Source organism: Bacteroidota bacterium (genome assembly GCA_020161395.1).
GTDB lineage: Bacteria > Bacteroidota > Ignavibacteria > Ignavibacteriales > Ignavibacteriaceae > UTCHB3.
This window is the reverse complement of the sequence record JAIUOE010000002.1, coordinates 184,579-211,552: the sequence shown is the minus strand read 5'-3', so window position 1 is coordinate 211,552 and position 26,974 is coordinate 184,579. Positions and strand designations below refer to the sequence as shown.

The window sequence follows — 26,974 nt, the reverse complement described above, 5'->3', positions numbered from 1 at the left end:
GTATTAGGTATTAATTCGATATACAGACTTTTGTGCCGGGGACAAAAGTTTCTACCCGAATCAAACCACTTCCAAAGAGAAATTGGGAATTCATAGTTAATTTCTGTAAATTTAATACCTAATACCTAATAGCTAAAGCGAGCATGGTATCGTCAGGTCAATGCCGGTGATATACCATCTGCCGTCGATGAAGCCGAAATAGAGACGGAATTTATGGTAGTAGGGGGCATTGTCGGTCTGAATTAAAGTCCAAAGGGTGTATTTTTCACTGTTTTTGATTTTATCAAGAGTTGCAGAAGGCAGTTCCTGGTTCTCCGATTTTTTCTCGAAACGCAAAAACTCTTTTGCTGCAGGATCGATTTTACCCATAAAACATCCTGTTTTCGACCAGCTCTCCAATTCACATCTGTATTGAGGAATCTCTTCGAATTTTGGCTGACACGATTTTGGTACTACCTTCATCAAAGGGTGGTCGAGAATTGAATCGATTTTATTGAACCATTCGAGTTTTATATAAGCCCCTGAATTCTGCAACACAGTAAATCCGACAGTCGGATGGATAAAGTCGTTTAATGTTTTCAGTTCACCAATATTATAAATAATAAGGACAGTGTTGTAAGTATTCAAGAGAGAGGATATCTCTTCACTTACCTTTTGTTCATTTTTTTTCTCCTTATCAGTCATTTTGTCGGTGGTTTCTCCATCCTTTTTTGGTAACGGATTTTTATCGGCGGGTTTGTCTTTCTCTTTTTGGGGTTCCTTCTTATCGTTGTTCTTTGGAGTATTTTGTCCTTTGAGGGTGAGAACCACTTTGTTTTCAGGTGTAAACTCCAGAACCCAGAGTTTTTTTATTTTGAGTTCAGCCTGTAATTCTTTTTTATAGAATTCGGCGTCAGTTCTTTTGGAAAAGAGTCCTGCAACAACCCTGTAACGGTTCTTTTTAGCAGCTTCATTTTTGACAACCCGGACGGTCATACCCATGTCGGCAAATTTCTTCGCCTGTGCTTTTGCATCTTCCAGATTGGGACCTGATAAAAGTACAACTCCAAAACCCTTCTCGAGTGGAGAGACTTTATGCCCGGAATATAATAAAACCGGGTTTGACGGATCAGACGGAAATGCATCGATTGTCAGTGAGATCAATACAAGGATTATCAAAGCTGTTTTTTTCATCCGGTCGTTTCCATTTGCAGTTACTTGTTGGCTTTGCGGTTTGAATACCTATAAACAGGTTGTTTTATGAATTTAAAAATAAGCATTTAACCTGAATTTATTCATGCGATGGGGGAGATAAGGATCATGCGACGGAATGCAGGCTTGTTTTTTCTGTATTAATGCGGAAAAAGCAATGAAATGGTGTGTAAACATCGTTTTATTTTCAGTTATTTGAAAAACTTTATTAACTTGAGATTAAAAAAAGAGAGAATTTCCTGCATATCTTAAAAGCTATTTTTAAGTTTGTGAAATCGCCGTGGTTTGAAGTAACCATTTGGGTGGCAGCCATTTTTTACCTCTTTTTTTATGACCCGTTCAAAGAGAGTGATTTTACATTTTGCATATATAGCAATCTTGGATTCGAATATTGCCCCGGATGCGGATTGGGCAGGTCGGTTTCTTATCTTTTGCACGGAGAGCCCGGACTGAGTTGGGAAACTCACAAACTCGGGTTGCTCGCACTTCCCATGCTTCTTTACAGGATTGTGCAAATATCATACACTCAATATAATTTCAAAAAAGACCGGAAAACACTATGGCAAAAGCAATAGACGTAATGCCATGGTTTTATTTAAGACAATTACGATAAATATTCAACTAATCAATTAACCCAATTCATTTAATAACAGAGGTCCCCTATGGCAAGAGTTCAAGACTTTTTACCACAAGCATCATTCGAAGAAATGAGCTTTCTCGAGTCGTATTTTTCAAAAATGTCAGACGATCAGGCTAAAGAATTTGCGATGGTCTATTCGCAGAAAAGAAAAGATGCCCAGACAGTTATGATCTTAACAGTTCTCGGTTTTTTTGTAGCGGGCGGTATTCAGAGATTTTACCTCGGTCAGATAGGTATGGGTATTCTCTATCTTTTCACCGGTGGTCTTTGTCTTATCGGTACTATTATGGATCTCGTGAACAACAAGACCCTTACCAATGATTTCAACATGAAGGCAGCTCAGGAAGTTGCTATGATGATGAGATTGTAGTCCGATTTGACTTTTTATAATTGACTGATTTTCGTACATTTCCGTATAACTTTCACCCTAAAAATGAAAGGACGGGAGATTTGGAAAATATCAAGTATAACCTGTTCGAAAGAACAGAGCCGGTAGTTCTGCCGGAACAGCTTGGATTTGGAAAGTACTTTACTGACAATGTATTCGTCATGGATTACACACCTGCAAAAGGGTGGCATAATCCACAAATAACATCACTTGCTTCGCTTCAGATGCATCCTGCAACTTCTGTGTTGCACTATGGACAGACGATATTCGAAGGCTTAAAAGCTTATTACACTCCAGATGGTGAGTACCAGTTATTCAGACCGGAGGAGAACTTCATGAGAATGAACAATTCTGCAAGAAGGCTTTGCATGCCCGAAGTGGATGTCGACTATTGTGTGGATGCGCTTAAGGAGCTCGTATGGATTGAACGGAATTGGGTTCCCCGCGGGGAGAGCGATTCCTTGTATGTCAGACCATTCATGTATGGTGACGATCCTGTTCTAGGGGTCAAACCATCAGATACATATAAATTTATTCTGTTGCTTTCACCTGTCGGAGCGTATTACCCCGAAGGTTTTAAACCGGTCAAGATCCTCATTCAGGACGAATATGTTCGTACCGTGAGAAAAGGTCTTGGCGAGTGCAAGACTGCCGGCAATTATGCCGCAAGCCTCATTGGCCAGGAAATCGCCAAAAAAGAGGGTTGCACCCAGACTCTTTGGCTTGATGCTGTGGAATTGAAGTATATTGAAGAAGTCGGTACAATGAACATATTTGTGCAGTTCAAAGATGAAGTGGCTACACCTCAGCTTACCGGTGGAATACTCCCCGGCATCACCAGAAAATCAGCAATTCAAATTCTGAGAGACTGGGGATACAAGGTAAGTGAGAGACAGGTTTCTTTGGATGAACTGCTGACAAGATATGAAAAAGGTGAAGTACTCGAAGTATTTGGAACCGGTACTGCGGCCATTATATCATCGGTTTGTGAATTGAAGTATAAGGATAAAAGTCTCGTTTTCTGCGATCGTCAGGTCGGAAAACTTGCCGAACGCCTTTTCAAAGAACTGACCGGTATCCAGAAAGGCATATTGCCCGACCGTTTCGGCTGGACAACAAAAGTGGAACCCGTTTCGGTTACTGCATAACTTAAAATGAATAGAGATATAGCTGCCTTGCGTTAAAACAGGGCAGCTTTTTTTATAAGAACTTCGGAACTTCGGAACCTCGGAACTTCAGGACAGTTTCTCAGGTCTCTCGAGTTTCTCAGGTCTCTCAAGTCTCTCGAGTCACTCAACAAAAACAAGGCGATCACAAATGCACACATTCTTAAAAAAATACAGACTTAAAATCACTCTTGTCGCACTTCTTTTCATTTTTGCAGGATCGAGAATTCCTGATGAAGGGATGTTTCCTCTGAGCGAGATACCCGGTCTTAATCTAAAAGACGCAGGACTTAAGATTGGAATTGAGGAAATTTACAACCCGAACGGTGTGAGTCTGATTGATGCATTGGTGAAGGTAGGGGGATGTACAGGATCATTTGTGTCGGACGACGGATTGATTCTTACAAACCATCACTGCTCCTTCGATTATGTTGCAGAAGCCAGCACAGTCGAGAACAATTACCTTGAGAACGGATTTATTGCGGGGAAAAAAGAGCTTGAGATACCCGCAAAGGGTTTGACATGCCAGATCACAGTAGGGTACAAGGATGTGTCGGAGTTTATTTTGCAGGCTGCAGAGGGAAAAGAGTCTGCCGAGAGAGTTGATGCAATAAATAAAGCCCGCCGCAAACTGGTTGAAGAGGCTCAAAAAGAACCCGGAATAAAGGCTGAAGTTTCCGAAATGTTCATAGGTAAAACCTATATCCTGTTTCTCTACAAAGAGTTAAAGGATGTGCGGCTTGTTTATGTTCCTGCCCGTGCAATCGGTGAGTTTGGAGGTGAAACTGATAACTGGGTATGGCCCCGTCACACAGGAGACTTTTCATTCCTTAGAGCTTATGTGGCTCCTGATGGTTCCGCAAAGCCTTACTCGAAGGAAAATATCCCTTACAAACCAAAGAAATTCATCAAAGTAAATCCTGACGGTGTGAAGGAAAACGACTTCGTTTTTGTACTCGGCTATCCCGGCATTACTTACAGAAACAGGCCATCGGAATTCCTGAAGCTTCACAGGGATGTGCGGCTTCCTTACATGCAGCAGGTTTTCGCATCTGTAATTGCCAAATTTGAAGAATTGAGTGCACAGAATCCCGACTGGAAACTCAAGCTCGATCCCCAGATTAAAACAATGGCAAACACCGAGAAAAATTTCAGAGGCAAGCTGATCGGATTCAACAAGGTTGATATCATCGGTCAGAAGGAACGGGAGGAAGTGGAACTCGAGAAATTTATAGCTTCCGATCCTCAGCTCAAAGCAAAATACAGCGGTCTGATGGCAAAAATAAAAAAGGAGTATGAACCGTTATTCAAAGTGACTTCACTCAATCTTTTTGGAACAGTTCTTTCGAGATTCTCGACTGCATACCAGCTTGGTGAATTGATGGCTGAGTACATGTCCGCAAAATTGCTCCCTGATGAGAAAAGACCAAACATTTTCAAAGCCAAAAACAAAGCTCAACTGGATGCTACAATCAATGAGCTTTTTACGAATTACATCCCCGAAGCTGATCTGAACCACTTCAAAATTGTCATCGCCGATGCTGCCAAGAGAGGTGAGTTGAAAGACAATCCCGTACTCGCAAGATTCATTACAAACAGACCCGCAGCAACGGAGGCAGAGGAATATTACAGGGCTGTAACCTCGAAAACACGCCTTTTGGATAAAGAGAATTTTACCAAAATGCTGGAGATGACGCCGGCGGAATTCGCTGAACTTAAAGACCCGCTCGTGGATATGTACGCAGAGTTCGACGCTGAGTTTACAAGATCCGGTGAAATTGCTAAAAATGCGGATGGAAATCTGAACTCTCTTCTTGCGGATTACATTGAAGTAAAAAAACTTTACATGAACAGATCTTTCATTCCAGATGCCAACTCAACACTCCGTCTGACCTATGGATACATCAAAGGTTACACACCGGCAGATGCTACATATTACAAACCTTTCACCACTTTGGGTGGAGTAATCGAAAAAGGTCTTTCGGGAAATCCTGATTATAAACTCCTTCCAAAACTCAAAGATTTGTGGCAGAAAAGAGATTACGGCAGATTCAAGGATGTCGACCTTGATGATCTTCCGGTTGCAATGCTCTATAATCTGGATACGACAGGCGGCAATTCCGGAAGCCCCGTACTTGATGCATGGGGAAGACTGATCGGACTTAATTTCGACAGAGCGTTTGGTGCCACCATAAATGATTATGCCTGGAATCAGGACTACAGCCGTTCGATTGGTGTCGATATCCGGTATGTCCTTTGGAATGTTCAAAAAGTGGGTGGAGCTCCCTGGTTGTTGGATGAACTCGGGGTAAAATATTGATTTCAGTAAAGAAACCCGCTGCACCACAGGAACCGACAAGGGACAGGATTCTGGCGACTGCTTCGGCACAAATTCTCCAAAAGGGGATACAGAATACCAGTCTGGCAGAGGTGGCGAAGAGCATAAAGATCAGCAAGGGGACACTCTACTACCACTTCAGGTCGAAAGACAGTCTGATCGAGGAGATTGCCCGCAAAAACTTCGAGGAAACTGCCTTCAGAATAAAAGAAGACCTCGAGAAAATTGCACCCAAAAAAGGAAAAGATATCCTCTCCATCGCTATAAATGCCCTTACGGTGGAGAGGAAAAATGCCAAGATTCTCCACTTCATCTATCTGGAAATTCTTCAAGGCAACAAAAAGCTCGGGTTTAAAATTCTCAAAATTTATCAGCAGATGAAGCAAACTATCACCGAAGCAATTCTCCCGTTCTGCAAAACCAGAGAGGAAGCGGAAAAGATTACCGCAACCGTCCTCGCCATCTCCGATGGTGCAAATCTCGGTAACATGCTCGGTATGAACGAACTCGACCCCGTCGAGGCTGTGAAATATCTCAAAGTATAAGGGAGAGTTTCGGAGATTCGGAGATTCGGAACTTCGGAGATTCGGAACCTTGGAGTTTCGGAGTTTCGGAGATTCGGAACCTTGAAGAATGCGTAAATTACAATTAATTTTATTTTTTTGTAAGTTTGACAAATGAATTTTGGAGATATTATGTTTCACAATATTGAATATGATCAGAATGAACTCGATTTGCTGTGTCAGAAATGGAAAGTCAAACAGCTTTCTTTTTTTGGTTCCGTGATCAGAAACGATTTCAATTCCAGCAGTGACATCGATATTTTGATTGAATTTCAACCTGAAGCAATAGTTACTCTTTCAAAATTTGAAAGAATAAGACTGGATTTTGAGCGTTTTTTCAACAGAAAAGTGGATCTTGTTTCCAAGCGCGCTGTAATCAACAGCAGAAATGCTGTAAGAAGAAACTCAGTTCTATCAAATTTCAGAGTTGTTTATGGAGCGTGAAATTATCTGATCAACTGGTCATTATCCAATTAAGAGAATCTGCATTTCTAATTTAATTCCAATTTGGACTGCATTGGGGAAATCACAAACCTCACAAATTTCATACATCCTCAGTATCTCATTCCTTACCCGGTTATTGTTTCCACCAACAAGACTTAAACCCTAAAAACCCTCTTGATATTTCGTCAATTATAGGTAAATTGTGGTTTCTGTTTTTTGGTAATCATAACATTGGAAAAACATGGCTAAAAGCGAACAAAATGAGAAAACATTTAAGCCGTATATCTCTGCGGCTGATTTTGTGCCCGAATTTACACCAAAGGCGATAATACTTGGTGCTATCTTCGGAATTATTTTTGGTGCTGCTACTGTATATCTTGGACTGAAAGTCGGATTAACGGTCAGTGCATCAATACCGATCGCAGTATTGGCAATAGCAGTATTCAAAAAGATTGGTAAATCAACCATCCTCGAGAACAATATAGTACAGACCATTGGCTCGGCAGGCGAGTCGGTTGCAGCGGGCGTTGTGTTTACAATTCCTGCACTTCTGTTCCTTGATGGAGGAGTAGAATACTTCGAATATTTCCAGATATTTGTACTTGCGCTTGCAGGCGGTATTCTGGGAGTGTTGTTCATGGTACCTCTTCGCCGGTCTTTGATTGTGAAGGAGCATGGAGTTCTTCCTTACCCTGAAGGTACAGCCTGTGCGGATGTGCTTGTTGCGGGTGAAAAAGGGGGAAACCTTGCACAAAAAGTTTATTATGGCTTGGGAATTTCATTTGGTTATAAAGTGCTGATGTCAGTTTTTGGTCTCTGGAAAGAGGCACCTGCATATACCTTTGACAAGAAATCAGCCCTTCCGAACGGAACAATAATGGGGGAAATATCTCCCGAATTGCTCGGTGTCGGGTATATCATAGGGCCAAGGATTGCCGGTATAATGGTTGCGGGTGGTGTACTTTCGTGGCTCGTTCTTATTCCGTTGATTACACTAATCGGAAGCGGACTTGAGACAGCTTTCCCTCCCGTAAAGGAAAAATTGATAAGAGACATGAGTGCCCGTGAAATCTGGGGTAACTACATCAGGTATATTGGTGCCGGAGCTGTTACTTTTGGCGGTATCATGACACTGATAAAAACACTTCCAACGATAGTCAGTGCCTTCAAAGATTCCATTGGTGATTTTAAAGCCGGTTCTGCCGGAAAGAGCACCTTGAGGACCGAAAAAGACCTTCCGCTCGTATTCGTTCTTATCGGTGCGGTTGTTTTGGTTGCTTTCATGGCGATCATCCCTTCAATTCCAACCAACTTCCTTTCTGCTGTAATGATTGTGATTTTTGGTTTCTTTTTTGTTACCGTATCCTCCCGAATAGTGGGAATCATCGGCTCATCATCGAATCCGATTTCAGGTATGACGATTGCAACTCTGATGGCTACAAGTCTTATTTTTGTCGGACTTGGCTGGACGGGGAGTGCACATCAGCCGATAGCACTTGTTGTCGGATCGATTGTGTGTATAGCCGCTGCGAATGCGGGTGCCACTTCACAGGATTTGAAAACGGGTTATATTGTCGGTGCAACACCAATTAAACAGCAGTACGGACTTATCATAGGCGTCGTGGCTTCATCGGTTGTTATCGGTGCAACAATGTTGATCCTCAATAATGCAATAGGAATTGGTGCCGATTCAAAAGTTTCATCGAATCCGCTTCCTGCCCCGCAGGCAACACTTATGGCGACAGTAATTAAAGGACTTCTCTCACAGGATCTTCCATGGGGTCTCGTTGTGACCGGTATGGGAATTTCAGCAGTTCTTGAGCTTGCAGGTGTGAGGTCACTTCCTTTTGCCGTAGGTGCCTATCTTCCACTCTCCACAACAGCCCCGATATTTCTTGGCGGTCTGGTTAAGTGGTTTGTCGAGAAAAAGAATGGTGCAAATGCTGATGATGGCGAGATTGGACCGGGAGCACTTTTCAGTTCAGGACTTATCGCGGGTGGTTCACTCACAGGTATTTTACTTGCAATTTTGATTGCTACCGAAGTTGAAGCCGGCAAAAATGTGATAGATGTTTTACATGTCGGTCTCGTGGAAGGACTTGGTGGTGCCGGAGATTTAATTTCTCTTGGTGTATTCGTCCTCCTCGGATTCGGATTGTATAAAGTAGCAACTTCAAAGCAGAAATAAACGGTTTGAAGAGCATATTTAAGGAATATTCTGACAGGAAAAAGCTCAAGGGAATAGACGCCCTTGAGCTTACCCCTGTAAGGTTACAGAATTTTGAGACCGGGGAGAACGGTATAATTACTGTTCTTATTCCCAGATTCAAATGGAAGCCGATGCATGATCTCATGGTGAAAAACGGACGGGATCCTGACTTCAGGCTCGATCTTGATGAGACCGGGAGTGAAGTCTGGAAGTCGATTGACGGAAGGAAAAAAGTTAAAGAGATCGGCGAAGAGCTTAAACAAAAACTTGGAGAAAAAATGGAACCTGACGCAAGACTGGTGAAATTCTTCTCCATGATGTATTACAATAAAATCATTACTTTTAAAGAACTTGAAAATTGAGGTATGGATATGGGAGACAGATTAGGAACACTTAAGCCGCAACTGCTTTGGGACATTTTTGAAGAGATGTGTGCAAGACCCCGTCCTTCGAAAAAAGAGGAAGCTGTAGTTGAGTATGTGCTCGAATTTTGTGAAGAAAACTCTCTCGATTATGTGAGAGATGATGCCGGCAACATCATAATCAGAGTGCCAGCAACACCGGGTTTTGAAGACAAAAAGACCGTTATTTTGCAGGGTCATCTCGATATGGTCTGCGAAAAGAACAGCGATGTCGTTTTCGACTTTGAAACGGAAGGCATCAGACCATTCGTTGATGGTGACTGGGTAAAAGCTGAGGGAACCACTCTCGGTGCTGACAACGGAATTGGTGCCGCAGCAGCTTTGGCAGTTGCCGTGGATACAACAATTGAACATGGACCGCTCGAAATTTTACTTACTCTTGATGAAGAGACAGGTCTTACTGGAGCAACAAATCTCGGTACTGACCTTCTTGAAGGTGAAATACTTTTGAATCTTGATTCCGAGGAAATCGGAGAACTCTACATCGGCTGCTCCGGCGGAAGAGATACAAAAGGCACGATTTATTTTGAACAGGAAGATGCTCCTGAAAACTATGCATTTTATGAAGTGCTGGTTTCCGGGCTAAAAGGGGGTCACTCCGGTCTTGATATCAACACAGGCAGAGGCAATGCAATCAAGATACTTGCGAGAATACTGAATACACTTCAGCAATATTATCTCGTTAGTGTGGCTGAGGTTCAGGGCGGCAGCAAGAGAAATGCCATTCCAAGAGAGGCTTCGGCAGTTTTGGCAGTGGATCCTGAAGATGAAACAGTGGTTCTTGAGGAAGTTATCGAATTCGAAAAGACCGTCAAAGCTGAGCTCGCCTCCGTTGAACCAAACCTTCGCGTTGTCATCAGAAAAATTGAAGAGAAGAAAAAAGTACTCGATGAAGTAAGTGAAGATCAGTTGATACTGATGCTCTATGCACTTCCTCACGGTGTTCTCAAAATGTCTGCCGACATCCCGGGTCTCGTTGAAACTTCAACAAATCTTGCAACTGTCACAATGCATGAAGGCAAAATTGAAATCGGTACAAGCCAGAGAAGTTCTGTTGAATCAGAAATCGAGGATGCAGTTACAATGGTTTCATCAGTTTTCGAACTTGGTGGTGCCGAAGTTGAAACAGGTGACGGATATCCCGGCTGGAAGCCTGATGTGAACTCTGAAATTCTTCAGGTTACCAAAAATGCGTATCATTCATTGTATGGAAAGGTTCCTGAAGTGAAGGCGATTCATGCAGGCCTCGAATGTGGCATCATTAAGGAAAAGTATCCAAACATGGATATGGTCTCTTTTGGTCCTACAATCACCGGAGCACATTCACCGGATGAACAGGTAAATATTTCATCCGTTGAGAAATTCTGGTTTCACCTTGTTAAAGTATTAGAAACTGTTCCCGAAAGATAAGAATGTCAGGACACGCAATAGATAACAATTCAAATCCGGTACCCTTCGCCGTCAGGTGGGGGGTACTCGTTCTTGTATCCCTCTCGATGTTTGGCAACTATTATGTCTATGATTCCATAGCGCCCGTTGCCGATCTGTTAGCCAAACAACTCAAATTTACAGATTCAGATATAGGATTGCTGCAGGGAATTTACAGCGTTCCGAATATTCTGATGGTACTGCTGGGTGGTTTGATAATTGACAGAATAGGGACGGTAAAATCGATAACCCTTTTCTCAATTCTTTGCTTTACCGGAGCAGTTGTTACGGTAATGACGGACTCACTCTATTTTGTGGGTGATGCATTCCGTTCCGTCTTCAATTCAGATATAAGCAACGAACTGGTGGTAATGTCGCTCGGCAGACTGATATTTGGACTTGGTGCCGAATCCCTTATTGTCGCGGTTACAACGGCACTCGGGAAGTGGTTTATTGGCAAGGAGTTATCTTTTGCGTTCGGAATAAATCTTACAATCGCGAGGCTGGGTTCATTTGCAGCCGACAATTCACCGACTTTCTTTAAGTCATACTTCAGTTCATGGGAACTGCCACTTTACATCGCTGTGATAATGGCATTTATCTCCGTGGTTACGGCATTAGCCTACTGGTATCTTGACAGCTTTGCTAAAAACAACTATCATATGAAGCCTGAAGCTAAACAGGACAAGGTGGTTTTAAGGGAAGTGTTGTCATTCAGCAAATCATACTGGTTTATCGTGCTTCTGTGCGTTACTTTTTACTCGGGGATCTTCCCGTTCAGAACATTTGCGATCAAATTCTTCCAGGAGTACCACGGTCTCGAGAGGGAAGTCGGCGGAATGTATAACAGCATCCTGATACTTGCTTCCATGGTTCTTACCCCGCTTTTTGGACTGCTGTCAGATTTCATCGGAAAGCGATCGCTTTTGATGATGCTGGGCTCTGTAATACTTATTCCCGTTTATATGATGCTTTTGCAGACCTCTCTGCCACCCTGGATTCCAATGGCGATGATGGGTCTGGCATTCTCACTGATTCCTGCTGTAATGTGGCCCTCGGTCGCACTGATTGTTCCGGAACAAAAACTCGGAACTGCATATGGACTGATGACGATGATTCAGAATATCGGTCTTGCGGGATTCAATTTCCTCATCGGCTGGGCTAATGATTCCAGCGGCGGGTACGAACTTGGTATGTATTTCTTCTCAACTCTCGGATTCTTCGGACTTTTCTTCGCCTTCATGCTCAAATGGGCTGAAGGTAGATCGACCGGGCACGGGCTTGAGTTTGGGATGATGCACAAGAAGAAGGTATGAGTTATTAGTTATGAATTATGAGTTTGGATGACAGTCATTAGGTTTTTCGTTGCCGTTGCATTTTTTATGCCTGTGATGATGTTCGGGCAAACCAATAAATTTGGATTCGGATGCCTTGGGCTTGTCGGTGGTTTTGCCGGTTATGAAGTAAAATATTTTGAGTCTCCCGGGTTGAACGGATATGTGAATGCATTCAATGCATCTAGGAAGGACTCGCTCCTTTCTGCGATGGGTGATTTTGGAATGCTGAAAGGATATCGCCTCGGCATGAATCTCGTCAGAAACAGGGTTTCGGGGCTTGAATATACCGTGAAAGTGTTTTATGAGGCTATGACTGAACTGAAGGAAGCCCAGATAAAAGGGAAGTACAGTCTTTATAAAAACAGTCTTGAACTAAAACAGACAGTTTTTGGTGCAGGTCTTGAACTCGGAACCCCAATATCGAAACTCATAAGCTGGAAAATCCTTGAACTTGAAGCCACATATGGAAATGCAGTCCTGTTTAAAAAAACGGAGGACATTAATGATCCCGTTTCAAGAATAAAATACACTTCGGACCAGTACAGGTTTGGCTTCAATTTTGCTTCGGGATTCATTTTTTACCTCATCGGACAGAATATAAGTCTGGAGGGGAAGATGGGATATGCCGAATACTCCATAGGAACCATGACAGACGAATCCGGAAACAAACTCACATTAAGTGAAAACAGCAGTGAGGTGATGGAAAGTCCAATACAAAAAGGAGGGCTTTTTTACGGAGTCCAATTTAATTTATCAATACCTCTATGATTATGACCGAATTACAAAAAGCTTGTGATATTGCAATAAGAGACTGCATGGGTGCAAAGGCGGGGGAGACCGTGCTCGTTGTTTCCGATACAGAAAAACATGAGATCGGGTACGAACTTTATCTTTCAGCCATTCGACTTGGACACAAGGCTGTCTATTCCGAAATGCAACCCCTCGAAGTAAATGGACAGGAGCCACCTCCAGCCATTGCTAATTTAATGAAACAGTTCGATGTTGTTTTATGTCCCACTCTCAGATCACTTACACATACTCAAGCCAGACGCGATGCATCCGCAACCGGTGCCAGAGTGGCGACATTTCCCGGAATTACAAAAGATGTGATGATCAGGGGATTGAATGCTGATTATAGCAGAATTGCTGAAAGATCGTTGAATCTTAAAGCTGTTCTCGATATAGGAAAGCATGTCAGAGTTACTTCTGCAAAGGGAACTGATATCTCATTCTCGATTGATGGACGGGATGCTTACGCATCGAAGGGTCTCTTTCATGCAAGAGGAGAAAGCGGCAATCTGCCAACCGGGGAGACATTCCTTGCCCCCGTTGAGGGGACTGCCGAGGGAGTATTCATAGTCGATGGTTCGTTTGCGGGAGTCGGACTCATGCAGGAAATGGATATAAAGCTGACCGTTAAAGGTGGATTTGTTACCTCGGTTGAAGGTGGGGAGAATGCAAAACAGCTCTCCGGGATACTTGCGAAGGTCGGCGGAGACGCCTATAATATTGCAGAATTTGGTATAGGCACCAATGATTCAGCACAGCTTTCGGGTCTTATTCTTGAAGATGAGAAGGTGATGGGGACGATCCACATAGCTGTTGGTGACAATATGGGTTTTGGCGGTAAAGTAAAGGTACCACTCCACCTCGACGGCGTAGTAAAAGATCCTGATGTTTACCTTGATGGAGAACTGATTATGAAGCAGGGTAAATTTACAATAGAAGTTTAATAAGGAATCCGCTGTTTGATAAGGTCAGTCTCCTTTAAAAATATGGATGCCTGGAAATTCAGACTTCTCCTCGGTGTGAAACTTCTTATTACTGCGTGCTTGATTTACTACCTGAATGCCCGCTTCAGCGACATCTCACTTGCCACTTTTCTGAGTATAGAATCATCTCTGCCGTTTATAATTGCTGTTTCTTTGGTCCCGCTCAACTTTTATCTGCAATTTAAGAAATGGCAATTAATCTGCGACTTCTCATACAAACCGCAAAAGAAGAGTGATGTTTTTATCTCGATTCTTACAGGTATCAGTACGGGATTGCTGACTCCCGGCAGACTAGGTGAATATCCGGGGAGGGCATTTCCTTTAAAGGAAGTAAGACTTTCCGAAGTGACTGCAGGCGCAGCGATTGACAAACTAAACTCGCTGCTTGTTATTCTGATAGGGGGGTCATTTGCTGCTATCATCTTTTTGAACCGGGTTTATTCCGTCGATATCAATCTCACCGTTTCTCTCCTGTTTCTGCTAACAGGGGTCTATTTAATGCTTCTCTATTTGATGCTGTCGCCCGAATTTTGGCGGGGATTCGTTGGAGATCAAATCAGTAAATTCAAACTTGTGGAGAAATATTTCCTGAATTTCAGATCGATAGGTCTGTTTCACAGGGGGACATTTGCAAAGAATTTTGCATTCTCTGTTGGTAATTATTTTGTGTTCTCGACTCAGTTTTTTCTCCTCTTGCTTTCCTATTCATCCATCGAGGAAGTTTCGGGAGCCGTAATGGGTATTGCACTGGTTTTTTTCACCAAGAGCATAATACCTGGGGTGACTTTCGGGGAAATTGGGATAAGAGAGAGTGCTGCGGTCTTTTTTATCGGACAGTTTGGGGTATCAGCGGGTGCCTGTTTTAACGCTGCACTCATGCTTTACACGATAAATGTTTTGATTCCGTCGATACCGGGAGCCATCTTCATCTTCAGAAAAAAGAAATAACCGGGCTTGGAACCCCTGCTCGCCTTTTTCATTTTTACACTTTTATTTTATCTTTTTTTCCTGGGAAGAATCAAGAGGGGAATATCGAAGATTAAAAGACCAACCGGATTTTCATCCGGCAGTAAATCTGTAACAGTGATAATTCCTTTTCGAAATGAGACAGAAAATTTACCCGGGTTGATGAAAGATATTCTGGCGTTGGATATTGAAGATATTGAATTTGAAGTAATTTTAGTGAACGACCACTCCGATGATGACTGGATTCAGGTAAAAGAAATCGCAGCCGAATATTCCCGAATAAAATTTATTGATCAAAAAGCGGGAGTTGAAGGGAAGAAGAAGGCGATTGAACTGGGGGTATCCCGGGCGAATGGTGAACTGATTTTAATTACTGATGCTGATTGTCATTTGAATCGTGGCTGGGTCAGATCATTGGTATCAGGATTCGATGAAAAAACGGGGTTTGTTGCGGGCACCGTGAGATACAGGACAGGGAGCAGTTTTTTTGATAGATTTCAGGCGCTGGAGTTTGGTGGTTTATGGCTCGCAGGTGCGGGACTTGCAGGTGCTGGGAACCCTGTTATTTGCAGCGCTGCCAGTATGGCTTTCAGGAAAAATTTGTTTTTCAAAGTGGATGGTTTCCGCGATAACATCCGGTTCGCATCGGGGGATGATGAATTTTTGATGCGTGCAATCCACAGACTCGGTTATGGTGTCAGGTTTGTTCTTGAAAAAGAATCAGCAGTTGAGACCAAACCGGGGAATGATATAAAAAGTTTTGCGGATCAGAGGAGCAGATGGGCGAGTAAAAGTCTTTTTTACGAAGATTTTGCGCTTGTCGCTCAACTGATGATAATTTTCTTCTTCTATCTTTCGCTTATGGTCGCATTGCCTTTAATGGTTCCTTTTGGAGCGCCTTTTGCGGTCTATTTTCTGGGCTCACTGCTCTTGAAATCAGTAGCAGAATACAGAATATTAAAAGAGGGGGAGGGGATATTGTTTCCGAAAGTTAGCCCCGGTTTTTTGATAAAGGCTGAGCTTGTGCAAATTCCGTATATCCTTTTTGCTGCAATTTCAGGTGCATTTGGGGGATTCAAATGGAAGGGCAGGGAGTATAAAAGATGAAACGCCCAAAGTTTTGGTATGTTCCTCCGACAGGATTAAGGAGAATTTTCCCTGAAATTATTTGGAAAACGACCGGTAACGGGGTCTTGATAAGTTTTGATGACGGACCCACGGACTTTACGCATTCATTGCTGGATAAACTCGATGCCCTGTCAATAAAAGCCCTGTTTTTCCTGCGCGTTGATGAGGCTGTGAAAAATGAATCGGTTGTCCGGGAGACAGTAAGAAGAGGGCATTTGATCGGCAACCATACGCTTACACACCGGAAGTTGCGTTTTGCTCCATTTTCCGTATTGAACAGGGAAGTGGTTGAATCGAAAAAAATTTTGGAAGACCTTTCAGGAGTTGAAATTGAATATTTCAGACCCCCGTATGGAGCATTCGATCCCCGTGTGCTGAGATACATAAATAATTCCGGTCAAAAGTGTGTCATGTGGGACCTTCTGAGCGGGGACTATGAAGGCGATCCGGATTTTTCCGGTGAAATAATTAACAAATATTTGAAGCAGGACTCTATTGTGGTTTTTCATGACAACGAGAAAACTCACAATTTTTTACTGAATTTATTAAAAGAAACGACAGATATTATCGCGCTTAAAAAATATTGTACAGGAGCCCCCCGGGAATGTTTGAACTGATCGCACTTGTTGTGGTGGCTTTGTATGTTTTGCAGACACTTCTGTATGTGGTCGCTACATACAGGAAATTTCCCCGGTTGTCAGAAGAAGAACTTCCGTCGGCATCCGTGGTGGTTGCCGTAAGAGATGAACAAGGGGTGATTGTTCGCTGCCTGGATGCACTCGATAAGCTTGAATACCCCGAGGGAAAGCTCGAAATTATAATAATTGATGATCATTCCACTGACAACACGGGACATCTGGTCAAAGAATTTATAAAGAACAGACCAAGATTTAAACTTGTGGAGGGACAGGAGCCGGTTGCTCATCTCCGTGGAAAATCGAATGCGCTGGTACAGGGCTTAAGGGTAGCAAAGGGTGAAGTAATTCTTACCACAGATGCCGACTGTAAAGTAAACCCGTTGTGGGCTAAAACAATGGCATCCTACTTTACAAAAGATACAGGTTTGTGTGGTGGAATGACATGTCAGGAGACAGGTAACCCTTTCAAGGGGATGCAACATCTTGATTTTATGTATCTTCTTGGGGCAGGCTCCGGTACTGTAAATGCCGGGATTCCCCTTAGTGTAATAGGTAACAACATGGCTTATTCCCGCGCTGCATACGACGAAACAGGCGGATACGAGAGCATGCCTTTTAGTGTTACCGAAGATTCGCAGTTACTTGCAGCCATTTCAGCATTAAAAAAATACAAGATTATTTACCCTCTCGATAAGGATGCTCTCATTGAATCTTTGCCGGTAGAGGGCATCCTGCAACTTTACAAACAAAAAAAGAGGTGGTCGATTGGCGGGCTGAATGTACCACTTCATGGAATTGCAGTTTTGGTTACTGCTTTTCTGGCCCATCTGCTTGCAGTTGCCATTCTACCGTTCTTTACTTCGACAGGTTTAACATTAATTGCCTCAATCATATCAGTTGACCTCATTTTCCTCACCTCAGTGGTTTACAGACTTAAACTTCTATCCACGATTAGGTACTTTCCGTTTTTTGAGCTTTACTATTTTGTGTATGTGATTACATTTCCTTTTATACTCCTTTTTTCAAAGTCGGTTGAGTGGAAGGGGCGTCAGTTCTAACCGAAATTAATAGATATGATTTCTTATATTTGATGTTGGTATTTTATAAAATAAGAAATGTAACAAATATTGAAATCGTACAGGATAATTCTGGCGGTTGCCCTCTTTTCCACTCTGGTAACTGCACAATCGTACAAAATTTTTCCCGGTGACCTGAACATACAACCATTTACTTCCAATTTCCTGGAACCAAGGATGGGTGTCTTCTTTCAGTCGGGACAGAATGATTTAAGACTCGACATCGGTGCTTCAAAAGATATTTTTCACAAAGAGATTTCCAAAGGCTTTACGCTTTCGACAGGAGCCGATTTTTTCACTTACACCAGACTAAGAGGTGAAGCTGACTTTCACTTTCCCGTCGATGCGGTTGATTATCTTTTCGGCTTAAACATCGGTTTGAAAAAGGAATTCCCGTCAGGAAATGAGGCAGGTGTACGACTCAGATTGAGCCACATAAGTGCTCACTTTGTTGATGGTCATTTCGATGGATCAACCAGGCAGTGGCGTGATCAGAGATTCCCCATCGTTTATAGTCGTGAATTTTTTGAGTTGATGAGCTACTACCGTTTTGGTGATCTCCGTGTATATGCAGGAGCTACATATCTTTTCCATGTTGATCCAACGGAAATAAAACCTTGGATATTGCAAGCCGGATTCGATTCCTACATACAATCTCTTTCATTTGGCAATTTTTACCCGTTCGTTTCATACGACTACAAACTTGCGTCTACAACTGCTTACAATTCAAATCACACCGCACAGTTTGGAATCAAGTTTGGTAAGCCCGAGGGGAGTGGTCTCCGTCTCGTCTTTACACTTTACTCCGGAAAAAATGTACACGGTGAGTACTATGATTTAAATGACGAATATTTTTCAACGGGCGTTACAATAGATTTTTAATAATGAGCGAAACAGACAACGGAAATATTAACAACATGGAAGAGAGTGCCTTCCGGGTTTATGTTGTACCCTTGCTCCTTTTTGTAGCAACTTTTGTTACCACCACGATAGCCGGGGCATTTTGGGTCGTATCACCCAGTACAGGGTTGGAAGTGTCGCAAATAGCCGAGGGGTTGCCCTACTCACTGTCGATCCTCGCAATTTTGGGATTCCATGAATTTGGTCATTTCTTTGCGTCAAAGTATCACAATGTGAAGGCTACTTTTCCTTACTTTATTCCTTTCCCCACCATTGCGGGTATGCTCAATTTCGGGACGATGGGTGCCGTGATAAAAACAAAAAGTCCGATATACAGCAAAAAAGCCCTTTTTGACATAGGAATTGCGGGTCCGATCGCCGGTTTTGTTATTTCGGTAATAGTATTGATTTATGGATTTCAGAACCTGCCGGGGAAGGAATTTCTATTGAATATCCATCCCGATTTTGACCTTCCAAGTTACGGAGACGGTGGTTTGTCCCTCGCGTTTGGTGAGAATCTGCTTTTTATACTATTCAGAGAGCTTTTTGCCAGTTCACCGGATGGATTTATCCCGCCGATGAGCGAGATTTATCATTATCCCTATCTTTGTGCCGGCTGGTTTGGATTGTTTGTAACAGCTCTAAACCTGCTACCGGTTGGTCAGCTTGATGGCGGACATATAATTTATGCAATGTTTGGCGAAAAAGCACAGGAGAAAATTGCCTGGGTGGCGATGTTTTTCCTCCTTATGGCAGGTGGGATGGGAGTGATAAATCAGTTTTATGATACAGGCATTACGATTGGCTGGACCGGCTGGTTTCTTTGGGCTTTGCTTCTCTATTTCGTAATTAAAGTTAAGCATCCACCCGTTTATGATAATACACCGGTCAGTATTGGACGACTGTTAGTCGGTTATTTTGGAATATTGATATTTATCCTTTCGTTTATACCGATGCCGTTTATAATAGGACCGGGTGTATTATAAATTCCTGCAACTCTAATTACATATTTTTAGAGGAGTATTTTTAAGATATTTGCTGAAAAATTCAGAAACAAGATGAAAAAAAGCATAGCAGCCATTGCGCTGATATTATTGTTGAGTGGATGCGAGAAATCGTTCAATAACCTGGTCGATCCCGTTCCCGCTCAATATTCCGTTCAGAGTGTCGCCAGATACGACACATTGATTTATAATTCGACAGATTCACTCGTGAAGTTTTACATCCATCTTGGTTATAATACAGCACCGGGAAGTGTTTATATGAATCTTTACAGCCCCGGTGATATAAAAGTGAATTCCACACCCTATTACCTCGTTGATAACGGCAACAAAGAAGCCGGTGATGAAACAGCAGGAGACAAGATATTCTCAATCAAGGTACCGATGAGCTCGAAACTTCTTTCCGGTGAGTATCGTACCGAGTATTTTGCATCAGATCTTGAGGGAACGGGTTACCGGTTATCAGTCAACAAGTTCGTTTTCGACAACGGTGCTGCCAATCAGGAGCCGCTTATAAGTGATCTTGTTGCACCAGACACACTTGTTGTTCTGGATACCACGGTTTTCAGACTTACAATGAAAGCGATCGATCCCAACGGAAAGCAGGATCTTTCCCGCGTGTATTTTGTTGTTACGCGTCCTGACGGCACTTCGAACAATGCTGCACTCCTTATGTATGATGACGGAAATTTCAGGGATCACGGTGATGATGTAGCGAATGACGACATTTACTCGATAATCGTCAGTGTATTCTCCACGAATCAAAAAGGGGAATATACCTTCACCTTCAACGCAGAAGATCGCGGAAAAAAGAAAAGTTTACCCATAATTAAAAAGATTGTGATAAAATAGATGACAAGATTGATGAAAACTCTTGTTCTGATTTTTGTTTGTTTTACATATGCAGTATTTACACAGGAGAGTCCATTTTCCTTCAAATTTGAGGATTCGCCATCTGCGACAGCATATTCTTCCTCCGAAAATCCTGCTTCCAACAGCATAAGTGCCATGCTGGTACAGGGAGACACAATCTGGCTTGGTACTTCAAGGGGACTTAGCAGATCGACCGACAAAGGAACGACCTGGAGAAACTATTATGGTGATCCAGCTTTTGGAACAGAAAATGTTTCGGCAATTGCGTGGGACAAGTACAGAGGAATACTTTGGGTAGCGACAGCACACTCGGTCGTAAGAACCGGACAGACACTCCCTGAGGGAAGCGGACTGCGATATACTTCCGATGGAGGAGAGACATGGCAATCAGTATCGCAACCTCTGGATAAAGATGCCGATACCGTGATAGTTTACGGTAACAACAGGTTGAGAGCACTTCCTGTTACTGTCGCAATTCAGAATATTACATACGACATTGCAATCACACCCGGTACTGTCTGGATATCATCTTTTGCAGGCGGGTTAAGAAAGTCAACCGATCTCGGAGTAACCTGGGAGAGAGTTGTTTTACCTCCTGATTTTCTAAATTCAATAAAGCCTTCGGATAATTTAAACTTTTGTGTTTCCCCGGTTCCCGGGAAATTTTGCAGTGAAGGTTATCTGAACTATCGTGCTTTCAGTGTGATGGCTGTGAATGATACTGTTATATATGCCGGAACCGCGAACGGGATAAACAAATCAACCGATGGTGGAATTAGCTGGGTCAAGTTTAATCATCAGAATCAGGTCAATGCAATGTCCGGGAACTTCGTTGTGGGCCTCGCATTCAAGCCCGGAACCGACGAAATATGGGCAGCCACATGGAAAGCTGAAGACCTATCGGAATCATATGGTGTAAGTTTTTCTCCTGACGGCGGTGCCAACTGGATTACGAGTCTGGACGGTGAACGAGTGAATAATTTTGCGGTATTTACCGACAAAGTTGTTGCAGCAGCGAGTGGTGGACTTTACAAATCAAATGATTACGGCAAAAACTGGTATTCACCCGGTATCATTGTAGACAGTGACTCGAAACTCTCGCTCAAATCAAAAACTTTTTATTCGGCTGCGTGGGCGGAATCGGGAATAGTGCTATACATTGGTACTGCTGACGGACTGGTAAGAAACAGTGGTTTTACAGGTGTGTGGCCAGATAAATGGAAACTTTACTTTGCGTCACAGCAACTTGAATCAAAAGAAGATTCATATGCATTCCCCAATCCGTTTTCTCCAAAAACAGAGCAGGTAAAAATCAAATATTCCACGGGAGGAAAAGAACTGAATGTTACAATCAGGATTTTTGATTTCGGTATGAATTATGTGAGAACAGTTATTCAAAACGCGCCGAGAGGAAATCCGGTTCATTCGGTAAACAATTCAGGCACACCCGGAGTTATCGATTTTTGGGACGGCAAGGATGATAATGGCAAAACAGTGCCTAATGGAGTTTATTTCTACCGTATTGATGCCGGAAGTGAAAAACCTTTGTTTGGAAAGATAATGGTGTTGCAATAATATGAAGATCAGAAAATTAGTATTTTTAGTTGCACTTCTCATTTTGGTAACATCAGTTGATGCTCAGAGAAAAATGAGCGACATTTCCTCAGCGCCCGGTGCTTTCAGCCGAATTGGTTTTGGTGCCAGAGGCATCGGTATGGGTAATGCATTAAGTACGGTAAAAACCGGGAATATCTTTACCTATTACAATCCTGCACTTGCGGTATTTCAAAACGACAATTCATTTAATGCACAATATACATTTCTGGGTCTCGACCGTGCATTAAATTTTATCAGTTTTACCAGAAGGTTCGATTTCTACGGAAAGAATGATACCATACCGGGGGAGAGGGTTCCAAGATCGACTGCGGGTGTTTCAGCGGGTTTGATTAACGCCGGTGTATCCAATATCGATCAGAGGGATAACCAGGGCTTCAAAAAAGGAACTCTGTCGACTTCAGAGAATCTTTTTTATCTTTCGCTCGCGAACAAGTTTTCGGAAAAATTTGCAGCCGGTGTCACAGCAAGATTTTATTATTACAAATTGTATGAAGAGGTGACAACCACAAGTCTTGGATTCGATGTGGGTCTTATATATACGATTACACCTGAACTTGCGGTTTCATTCGTCCTGAGCGACATTAACTCGCAGTACAAATGGGACTCTGCCCCGATTTATGGTACCGATGGCGGTGCAACTAACGACAAGTTTCCTCTTTTCAAGAAGCTTGGTGTGAGTTATCTTTACAAACCGTATAATTTGCAACTCGCAGCGGAATTTGCATCAGACAATTTTGGTACAAATTTAATCAGATTCGGAGCTGAATACAATATTTATGAAGGGCTCTTTCTGCGAGGGGGTATCGATAACTGGTATCTGAGCAATGGAGATGATCCCGTCAAGCCCTCATTGGGCTTCTCCTATTCTAGACAAGTTGGAAATTTCAGGGTTGGATTTGATTACGCTTTTCAGGTGGAACAATACTCGTCTTCAGACAGACATATAATTGGCCTTAATTTCATTTTTTAAGACTGCAACAATGAAAAAACTTTTTTTAATTCTCTTTATTTTATTTGGTATCCTTGACATTCATTCACAAACTGCCGGTAACTCCGGGCTCTCTTTTTTAAAGATCGGTTCGGGTGCCCGAAATATTTCCCTTGGGGATAATGGAGCAGTTTTCGCGAATGATGCCTCTGCCATATTCTATAATCCCGCAAATATTGGCAGCAGTTCCGGTCCTGAAGTATCCTTTACGCACAATGAATGGATACAGGGAGTGAAAACAGAAATGCTGGCAGCCCGCTTTTCCTTGTTTGGACTGAAAATGGGACTTGGTATAAACTCAACAAGGATTGGTGATATCGAGGTGAGAGAAAGACCGGGAGCAGCGCTTTCAACATTCACTGCTGATTTCTATGCGGTTTCACTTGGGACCGGATTTAAAATATCAGACAGGATTGATGCCGGATTAGCCGTAAAATACCTCTATGAAGGGATGTTTTATGAGGATGCAACAGGTTTTGCAGTGGATTTGGGCGCAAAATATTCCTTATCTGACAAAATTTTTGCCGTAGTTGCTCTCAGAAATCTCGGCGCAATGAATGAGCTGAAAACAACCGCCACAAAACTGCCTGCCGATTTGAGAATTGGTGGCGGATATATTTTTGAGATGCCCTCGAACAAGCTCACCTTCAACACCGGACTTGAAGTTCAAAAATACCTTGCCACAGATGACATTCATATAAATCTTGGTGCCGAAGTGTTGTATGATAATCTTATTGCTCTGCGGCTGGGTTATCAGACTTTGTATGAATCGAAAGGATTCACCTCAGGGCTTGGTATTTACTGGAATAAATTCGTCTTCGACTACGCCATTTCACCGTTCGGGCAGAATTTGGGAATGGGTCACACATTTTCTGTCAAATTAGGATTTTAATTAGAGCACAAACCGTTTTACAGGTATAAAATCCTGACACAATTCTAACATAAAAATTTCAGGGCTGAAGTAATTCCCAATTAATTCAACAATTTATTTTATCACATAATTACCAATTCATTACAAAACAATTAGTTCTACTATTGGTTATATTTTCAGGTCTTTTTGAAATTAATTTTGCTCAGACCTGGGGAAGTATAACAACAGGAAACGGTATTCCGGACAACCAGATAAGGTGTATAACTTCTGCACCTGACGGTAAAGTCTGGGTAGGTACCAGAACAAGAGGAGTTTTTGGAATCGACGGCACTTCAGTAATTGCCTTCCCAAAGAACTCAAGTTTACCGACAACAGGCGGTAACTTTTACGAAATAACAGCCATTTCTTATATCGATGCAAAACTTTATATAACAGTAAAATCATCGGCTTTGCTTGGCGGACTTTATGTGTACGAATTTGCTTCAAATACGATTACCTGGATTGGTACTTTTGAAATTGTGGGCAGCAGTGACATAAATGTATTTTACAAAGCAAGCAATGGTGTAATCTACGGTGGCTCGGGAACGGGACTCTTCAAACGGATAGCCGACAACAACTGGACCCGAATAGGGGGCGGATGGTGCCGTTCCATTGCTGAGAACTCTCTCGGGCATATTTACTACACAACTTTCGACAGTCTTTTCGTCTACAATGGCGTAACAAAACAAGGCTTGAAAAAAGGATTGTTTTACAGTGTGGCGGTTGATAACAATGATATTGTTTACGCCTCCTCTGACATCGATGTGTTCAAATATGAAAACAATACTTTTACTCCGATGGGATTCAATGGCTATTCAAAAAGCATGGCAAAGGATTTAAACGGGAAAATCTGGATTGCCTCATCGAGTACAACAGGAAGTTTTGGGGTTAAAGTTATATATAACGGAAATGTAACTTCCTACACTCCTTCAAATTCACCCCTGTTAAGTACTGATATGACAGCAGTTGCGGTAAGTGCAGACAATAAAAAATGGATTGGTCACTACAGTTCAGGAATAGATACAGTTCTTGATGCTGCAGTTGTTTTGCCGGTTACAATCTCTCCCACATTTGTAAACACAACCATGGGTTCTTTGATTAAATTCAAAGCCGGTTATGGTGTGAAACCATATCAATGGAGTGTGAGTCCGGCAAATCTTGGTGTTTTCGAAACCACGGGTGACTCGGCAACCTTCAGAGCAAACTCTGCAGGAAGTGGTAACATAATCGTAAAAAGTGCGAATGGTTCTGATTCCGCTCTTGCCTCGATCACAATAGCAGACACGAATATTATTTTGAAACTCCCTCCGACAGGTCTGACTGTTACAAAAGGGAAATACGCCGACAGAATCGATGCCTCCTGGGTAATGCCGGGTGAGTTTGATCAGAATTTTGAAGACGGTATTCCCGAGGGATGGAGAGTTACTCCTCCTACAGGAGAAGGAACTTACTGGGTTGAATCCGGTTTTCTTCCTCATGGTGGAAACAAATGTATTAAATTTGATGTCTATTCACCCGGAGCCCCAAAGACAGACTGGCTGATTACTGAAAAAGTACACATTTCACCCGAAAAACCAAATCTGACTTTCTATATCAGAACGGCATACGCTTTTGGTAATCCGTATACGAGTTTTGTAAAGCTTTCCACTACCACTTCAGATACGGCTGCTTTTACAACTGTAATAAGAGCACTTGATCCGCAGTATCTTGCTGACTCTAATCTCGTTTGGAGACCTGTATCAATTGACCTTTCCTCATACATAAACAGGGATGTTTATTTTGCTTTTCAGGCAAAAGCAGAGGATATTATCATCTACCTCGATGATGTAAAGATGTCAGGACAACCCGGACTAACTGCAACAGGAAGGGCTGTCAGAAGTTTCAGATTGTACAGGTCAGAGTCTCCTTTCAGTTTACAAAACCAGAACAATCTGATAATGGATCAGCTTGTAACTACATTCAGTTCGATGAATGTACCTCCACTCGTAAATTATTATTACGGAGTTTCGGCGGTTTATGATTCAAGTTATGAAACATCAATTACTCCGGTAAATTTCGGGATCGCCTATCAACAAAATGACTCAATTATTCTAAATCCTGCATCATTGTCAGCTCCGGTTATCGACGGAGAGGTGTCAGATACCGAATATGGTGATGCAACAAGAATAATTCTTACCAGAAATGGTCACTGGGGAAGTGTGTACACCAAAGTTGCCGGAACGAAACTGTATCTTGGTTTCGATCTTTTTGGCGACTCCACACTTTCGACTGATGATTTCGTAACATTTGCCTTCGACAAAAACAGGGATTTCAGTTATCAGGACTCCGTGGAGGGTTATTTCAGAGTAAGAAGGGACGGAACGGGTCTCGAACTTGCGTATTTCCCTTACAGTGCAGGCGTTGGTTTTACCCAGGGATTCCTCAATCCCTCCGGACTTGAAGCTGCGGCAAAAACCACCGCGGGTGCAGTGCAATTTGAAGTAGCGATTGATCTGTTAAGTTCAGCACTAAAATTGCCTGTGAACGGAAAAATTGGAGCTTATTTTGGAGCATTTGATGTAAACAAAACGAGAGAGAGTTCATGGCTGGAACGACTCCTGGCAAAAGAATATTCTGTCGCCGGGTTTGGTTCAATTACTATACCACTCCCAAGCTCGACCGGGGAGAGAGATAACCTTCCGGCAGAATTCTCATTGCAGCAAAACTATCCAAATCCGTTTAATCCATCCACCGTGATCAATTATTCAATCGCAAAGGCGGGAGTTTATTCGTTGAAGATATATGACATTACAGGCAAAGAGGTTGTTACGCTTTTTAATGAGCAAAAACAATCAGGTGTCTATACTGTTGATTTCAATGCGACCGGATTTGCGAGTGGAGTCTATTTCTACGAACTTTCAGGCGAGAATGTAAAGATCAGCCGAAAGATGACCCTAGTAAAGTAGGAACCATAGAGCTTCGGAACTTCTGAACTTCAGT

The 26,974-nt window shown here is 42.5% G+C and carries 24 protein-coding genes; 23 read left to right on the top strand and 1 reads right to left on the bottom strand.

Annotated elements, in window-relative coordinates:
* Positions 1 to 132: 132 nt before the first annotated feature.
* On the bottom strand, positions 133 to 1,173 hold the full coding sequence (locus LCH52_03505; GenBank protein ID MCA0387541.1) for an SPOR domain-containing protein: 1,041 nt from the start codon (positions 1,171 to 1,173) through the stop codon (positions 133 to 135).
* A 320-nt stretch (positions 1,174 to 1,493) separates the two neighbouring features.
* Here LCH52_03505 and LCH52_03500 point away from each other — a divergent pair, with 320 nt between their 5' ends.
* The 23 genes from LCH52_03500 (at position 1,494) to LCH52_03390 (ending at position 26,940) form a co-directional block, all read left to right on the top strand.
* On the top strand, positions 1,494 to 1,766 hold the full coding sequence (locus LCH52_03500) for a DUF2752 domain-containing protein (protein ID MCA0387540.1): 273 nt from the start codon (positions 1,494 to 1,496) through the stop codon (positions 1,764 to 1,766).
* Positions 1,767 to 1,853: 87 nt separating this feature from the next.
* On the top strand, positions 1,854 to 2,201 hold the full coding sequence (locus tag LCH52_03495) for a TM2 domain-containing protein (protein MCA0387539.1): 348 nt from the start codon (positions 1,854 to 1,856) through the stop codon (positions 2,199 to 2,201).
* 80 nt (positions 2,202 to 2,281) lie between these two features.
* Complete coding sequence (locus tag LCH52_03490) at positions 2,282 to 3,367, top strand: branched-chain amino acid aminotransferase (protein MCA0387538.1); 1,086 nt, start codon at positions 2,282 to 2,284, stop codon at positions 3,365 to 3,367.
* A gap of 169 nt (positions 3,368 to 3,536) precedes the next feature.
* Positions 3,537 to 5,705 (top strand): S46 family peptidase, encoded by a 2,169-nt coding sequence (locus LCH52_03485; GenBank protein MCA0387537.1) that lies wholly within the window; start codon positions 3,537 to 3,539, stop codon positions 5,703 to 5,705.
* Positions 5,702 to 6,268: a TetR/AcrR family transcriptional regulator gene (locus LCH52_03480; GenBank protein ID MCA0387536.1), complete on the top strand. Its 567-nt coding sequence runs from the start codon at positions 5,702 to 5,704 to the stop codon at positions 6,266 to 6,268. The genes LCH52_03485 and LCH52_03480 overlap by 4 nt, the downstream gene beginning before the upstream one ends.
* Positions 6,269 to 6,418: 150 nt before the next feature.
* On the top strand, positions 6,419 to 6,730 hold the full coding sequence (locus LCH52_03475) for a nucleotidyltransferase domain-containing protein (GenBank protein MCA0387535.1): 312 nt from the start codon (positions 6,419 to 6,421) through the stop codon (positions 6,728 to 6,730).
* Between the two features lie 241 nt (positions 6,731 to 6,971).
* Complete coding sequence (locus tag LCH52_03470) at positions 6,972 to 8,918, top strand: oligopeptide transporter, OPT family (GenBank protein MCA0387534.1); 1,947 nt, start codon at positions 6,972 to 6,974, stop codon at positions 8,916 to 8,918.
* A gap of 5 nt (positions 8,919 to 8,923) precedes the next feature.
* Positions 8,924 to 9,301, top strand: coding sequence for a PqqD family protein (locus tag LCH52_03465; protein ID MCA0387533.1), 378 nt, complete (start codon positions 8,924 to 8,926; stop codon positions 9,299 to 9,301).
* A 9-nt stretch (positions 9,302 to 9,310) separates the two neighbouring features.
* A complete protein-coding gene (locus LCH52_03460; protein ID MCA0387532.1) occupies positions 9,311 to 10,771 on the top strand; it encodes an aminoacyl-histidine dipeptidase in 1,461 nt (486 codons plus the stop codon).
* A 2-nt stretch (positions 10,772 to 10,773) separates the two neighbouring features.
* Positions 10,774 to 12,105: an MFS transporter gene (locus LCH52_03455; GenBank protein ID MCA0387531.1), complete on the top strand. Its 1,332-nt coding sequence runs from the start codon at positions 10,774 to 10,776 to the stop codon at positions 12,103 to 12,105.
* A gap of 27 nt (positions 12,106 to 12,132) precedes the next feature.
* Positions 12,133 to 12,894, top strand: a complete 762-nt coding sequence (locus LCH52_03450; GenBank protein MCA0387530.1) for a hypothetical protein — start codon at positions 12,133 to 12,135, stop codon at positions 12,892 to 12,894.
* Positions 12,895 to 12,896: 2 nt separating this feature from the next.
* Positions 12,897 to 13,859, top strand: coding sequence for an aminopeptidase (locus LCH52_03445; GenBank protein MCA0387529.1), 963 nt, complete (start codon positions 12,897 to 12,899; stop codon positions 13,857 to 13,859).
* Between the two features lie 15 nt (positions 13,860 to 13,874).
* Positions 13,875 to 14,846: a flippase-like domain-containing protein gene (locus tag LCH52_03440; GenBank protein MCA0387528.1), complete on the top strand. Its 972-nt coding sequence runs from the start codon at positions 13,875 to 13,877 to the stop codon at positions 14,844 to 14,846.
* 135 nt (positions 14,847 to 14,981) lie between these two features.
* Entirely contained in the window at positions 14,982 to 15,971 is a 990-nt protein-coding gene (locus LCH52_03435; protein MCA0387527.1) for a glycosyltransferase, read from the top strand.
* Positions 15,968 to 16,609, top strand: a complete 642-nt coding sequence (locus LCH52_03430; GenBank protein ID MCA0387526.1) for a polysaccharide deacetylase family protein — start codon at positions 15,968 to 15,970, stop codon at positions 16,607 to 16,609. The genes LCH52_03435 and LCH52_03430 overlap by 4 nt, the downstream gene beginning before the upstream one ends.
* Positions 16,597 to 17,688 (top strand): glycosyltransferase, encoded by a 1,092-nt coding sequence (locus tag LCH52_03425; GenBank protein MCA0387525.1) that lies wholly within the window; start codon positions 16,597 to 16,599, stop codon positions 17,686 to 17,688. The genes LCH52_03430 and LCH52_03425 overlap by 13 nt, the downstream gene beginning before the upstream one ends.
* Positions 17,689 to 17,757: 69 nt before the next feature.
* The gene (locus tag LCH52_03420; protein ID MCA0387524.1) at positions 17,758 to 18,588 is read left to right on the top strand and encodes a DUF1207 domain-containing protein; all 831 of its coding nucleotides are present in this window, start codon (positions 17,758 to 17,760) and stop codon (positions 18,586 to 18,588) included.
* A gap of 2 nt (positions 18,589 to 18,590) precedes the next feature.
* A complete protein-coding gene (locus LCH52_03415; protein MCA0387523.1) occupies positions 18,591 to 19,592 on the top strand; it encodes a site-2 protease family protein in 1,002 nt (333 codons plus the stop codon).
* A 72-nt stretch (positions 19,593 to 19,664) separates the two neighbouring features.
* Positions 19,665 to 20,459, top strand: a complete 795-nt coding sequence (locus LCH52_03410; protein ID MCA0387522.1) for a hypothetical protein — start codon at positions 19,665 to 19,667, stop codon at positions 20,457 to 20,459.
* Positions 20,460 to 20,471: 12 nt separating this feature from the next.
* A complete protein-coding gene (locus LCH52_03405) occupies positions 20,472 to 22,055 on the top strand; it encodes a hypothetical protein (GenBank protein MCA0387521.1) in 1,584 nt (527 codons plus the stop codon).
* 1 nt (position 22,056) lies between these two features.
* The gene (locus tag LCH52_03400; protein MCA0387520.1) at positions 22,057 to 23,067 is read left to right on the top strand and encodes a hypothetical protein; all 1,011 of its coding nucleotides are present in this window, start codon (positions 22,057 to 22,059) and stop codon (positions 23,065 to 23,067) included.
* Between the two features lie 10 nt (positions 23,068 to 23,077).
* Positions 23,078 to 23,977: a PorV/PorQ family protein gene (locus LCH52_03395; protein ID MCA0387519.1), complete on the top strand. Its 900-nt coding sequence runs from the start codon at positions 23,078 to 23,080 to the stop codon at positions 23,975 to 23,977.
* Between the two features lie 143 nt (positions 23,978 to 24,120).
* Positions 24,121 to 26,940, top strand: coding sequence for a T9SS type A sorting domain-containing protein (locus tag LCH52_03390; GenBank protein MCA0387518.1), 2,820 nt, complete (start codon positions 24,121 to 24,123; stop codon positions 26,938 to 26,940).
* Positions 26,941 to 26,974 lie beyond the last annotated feature (34 nt).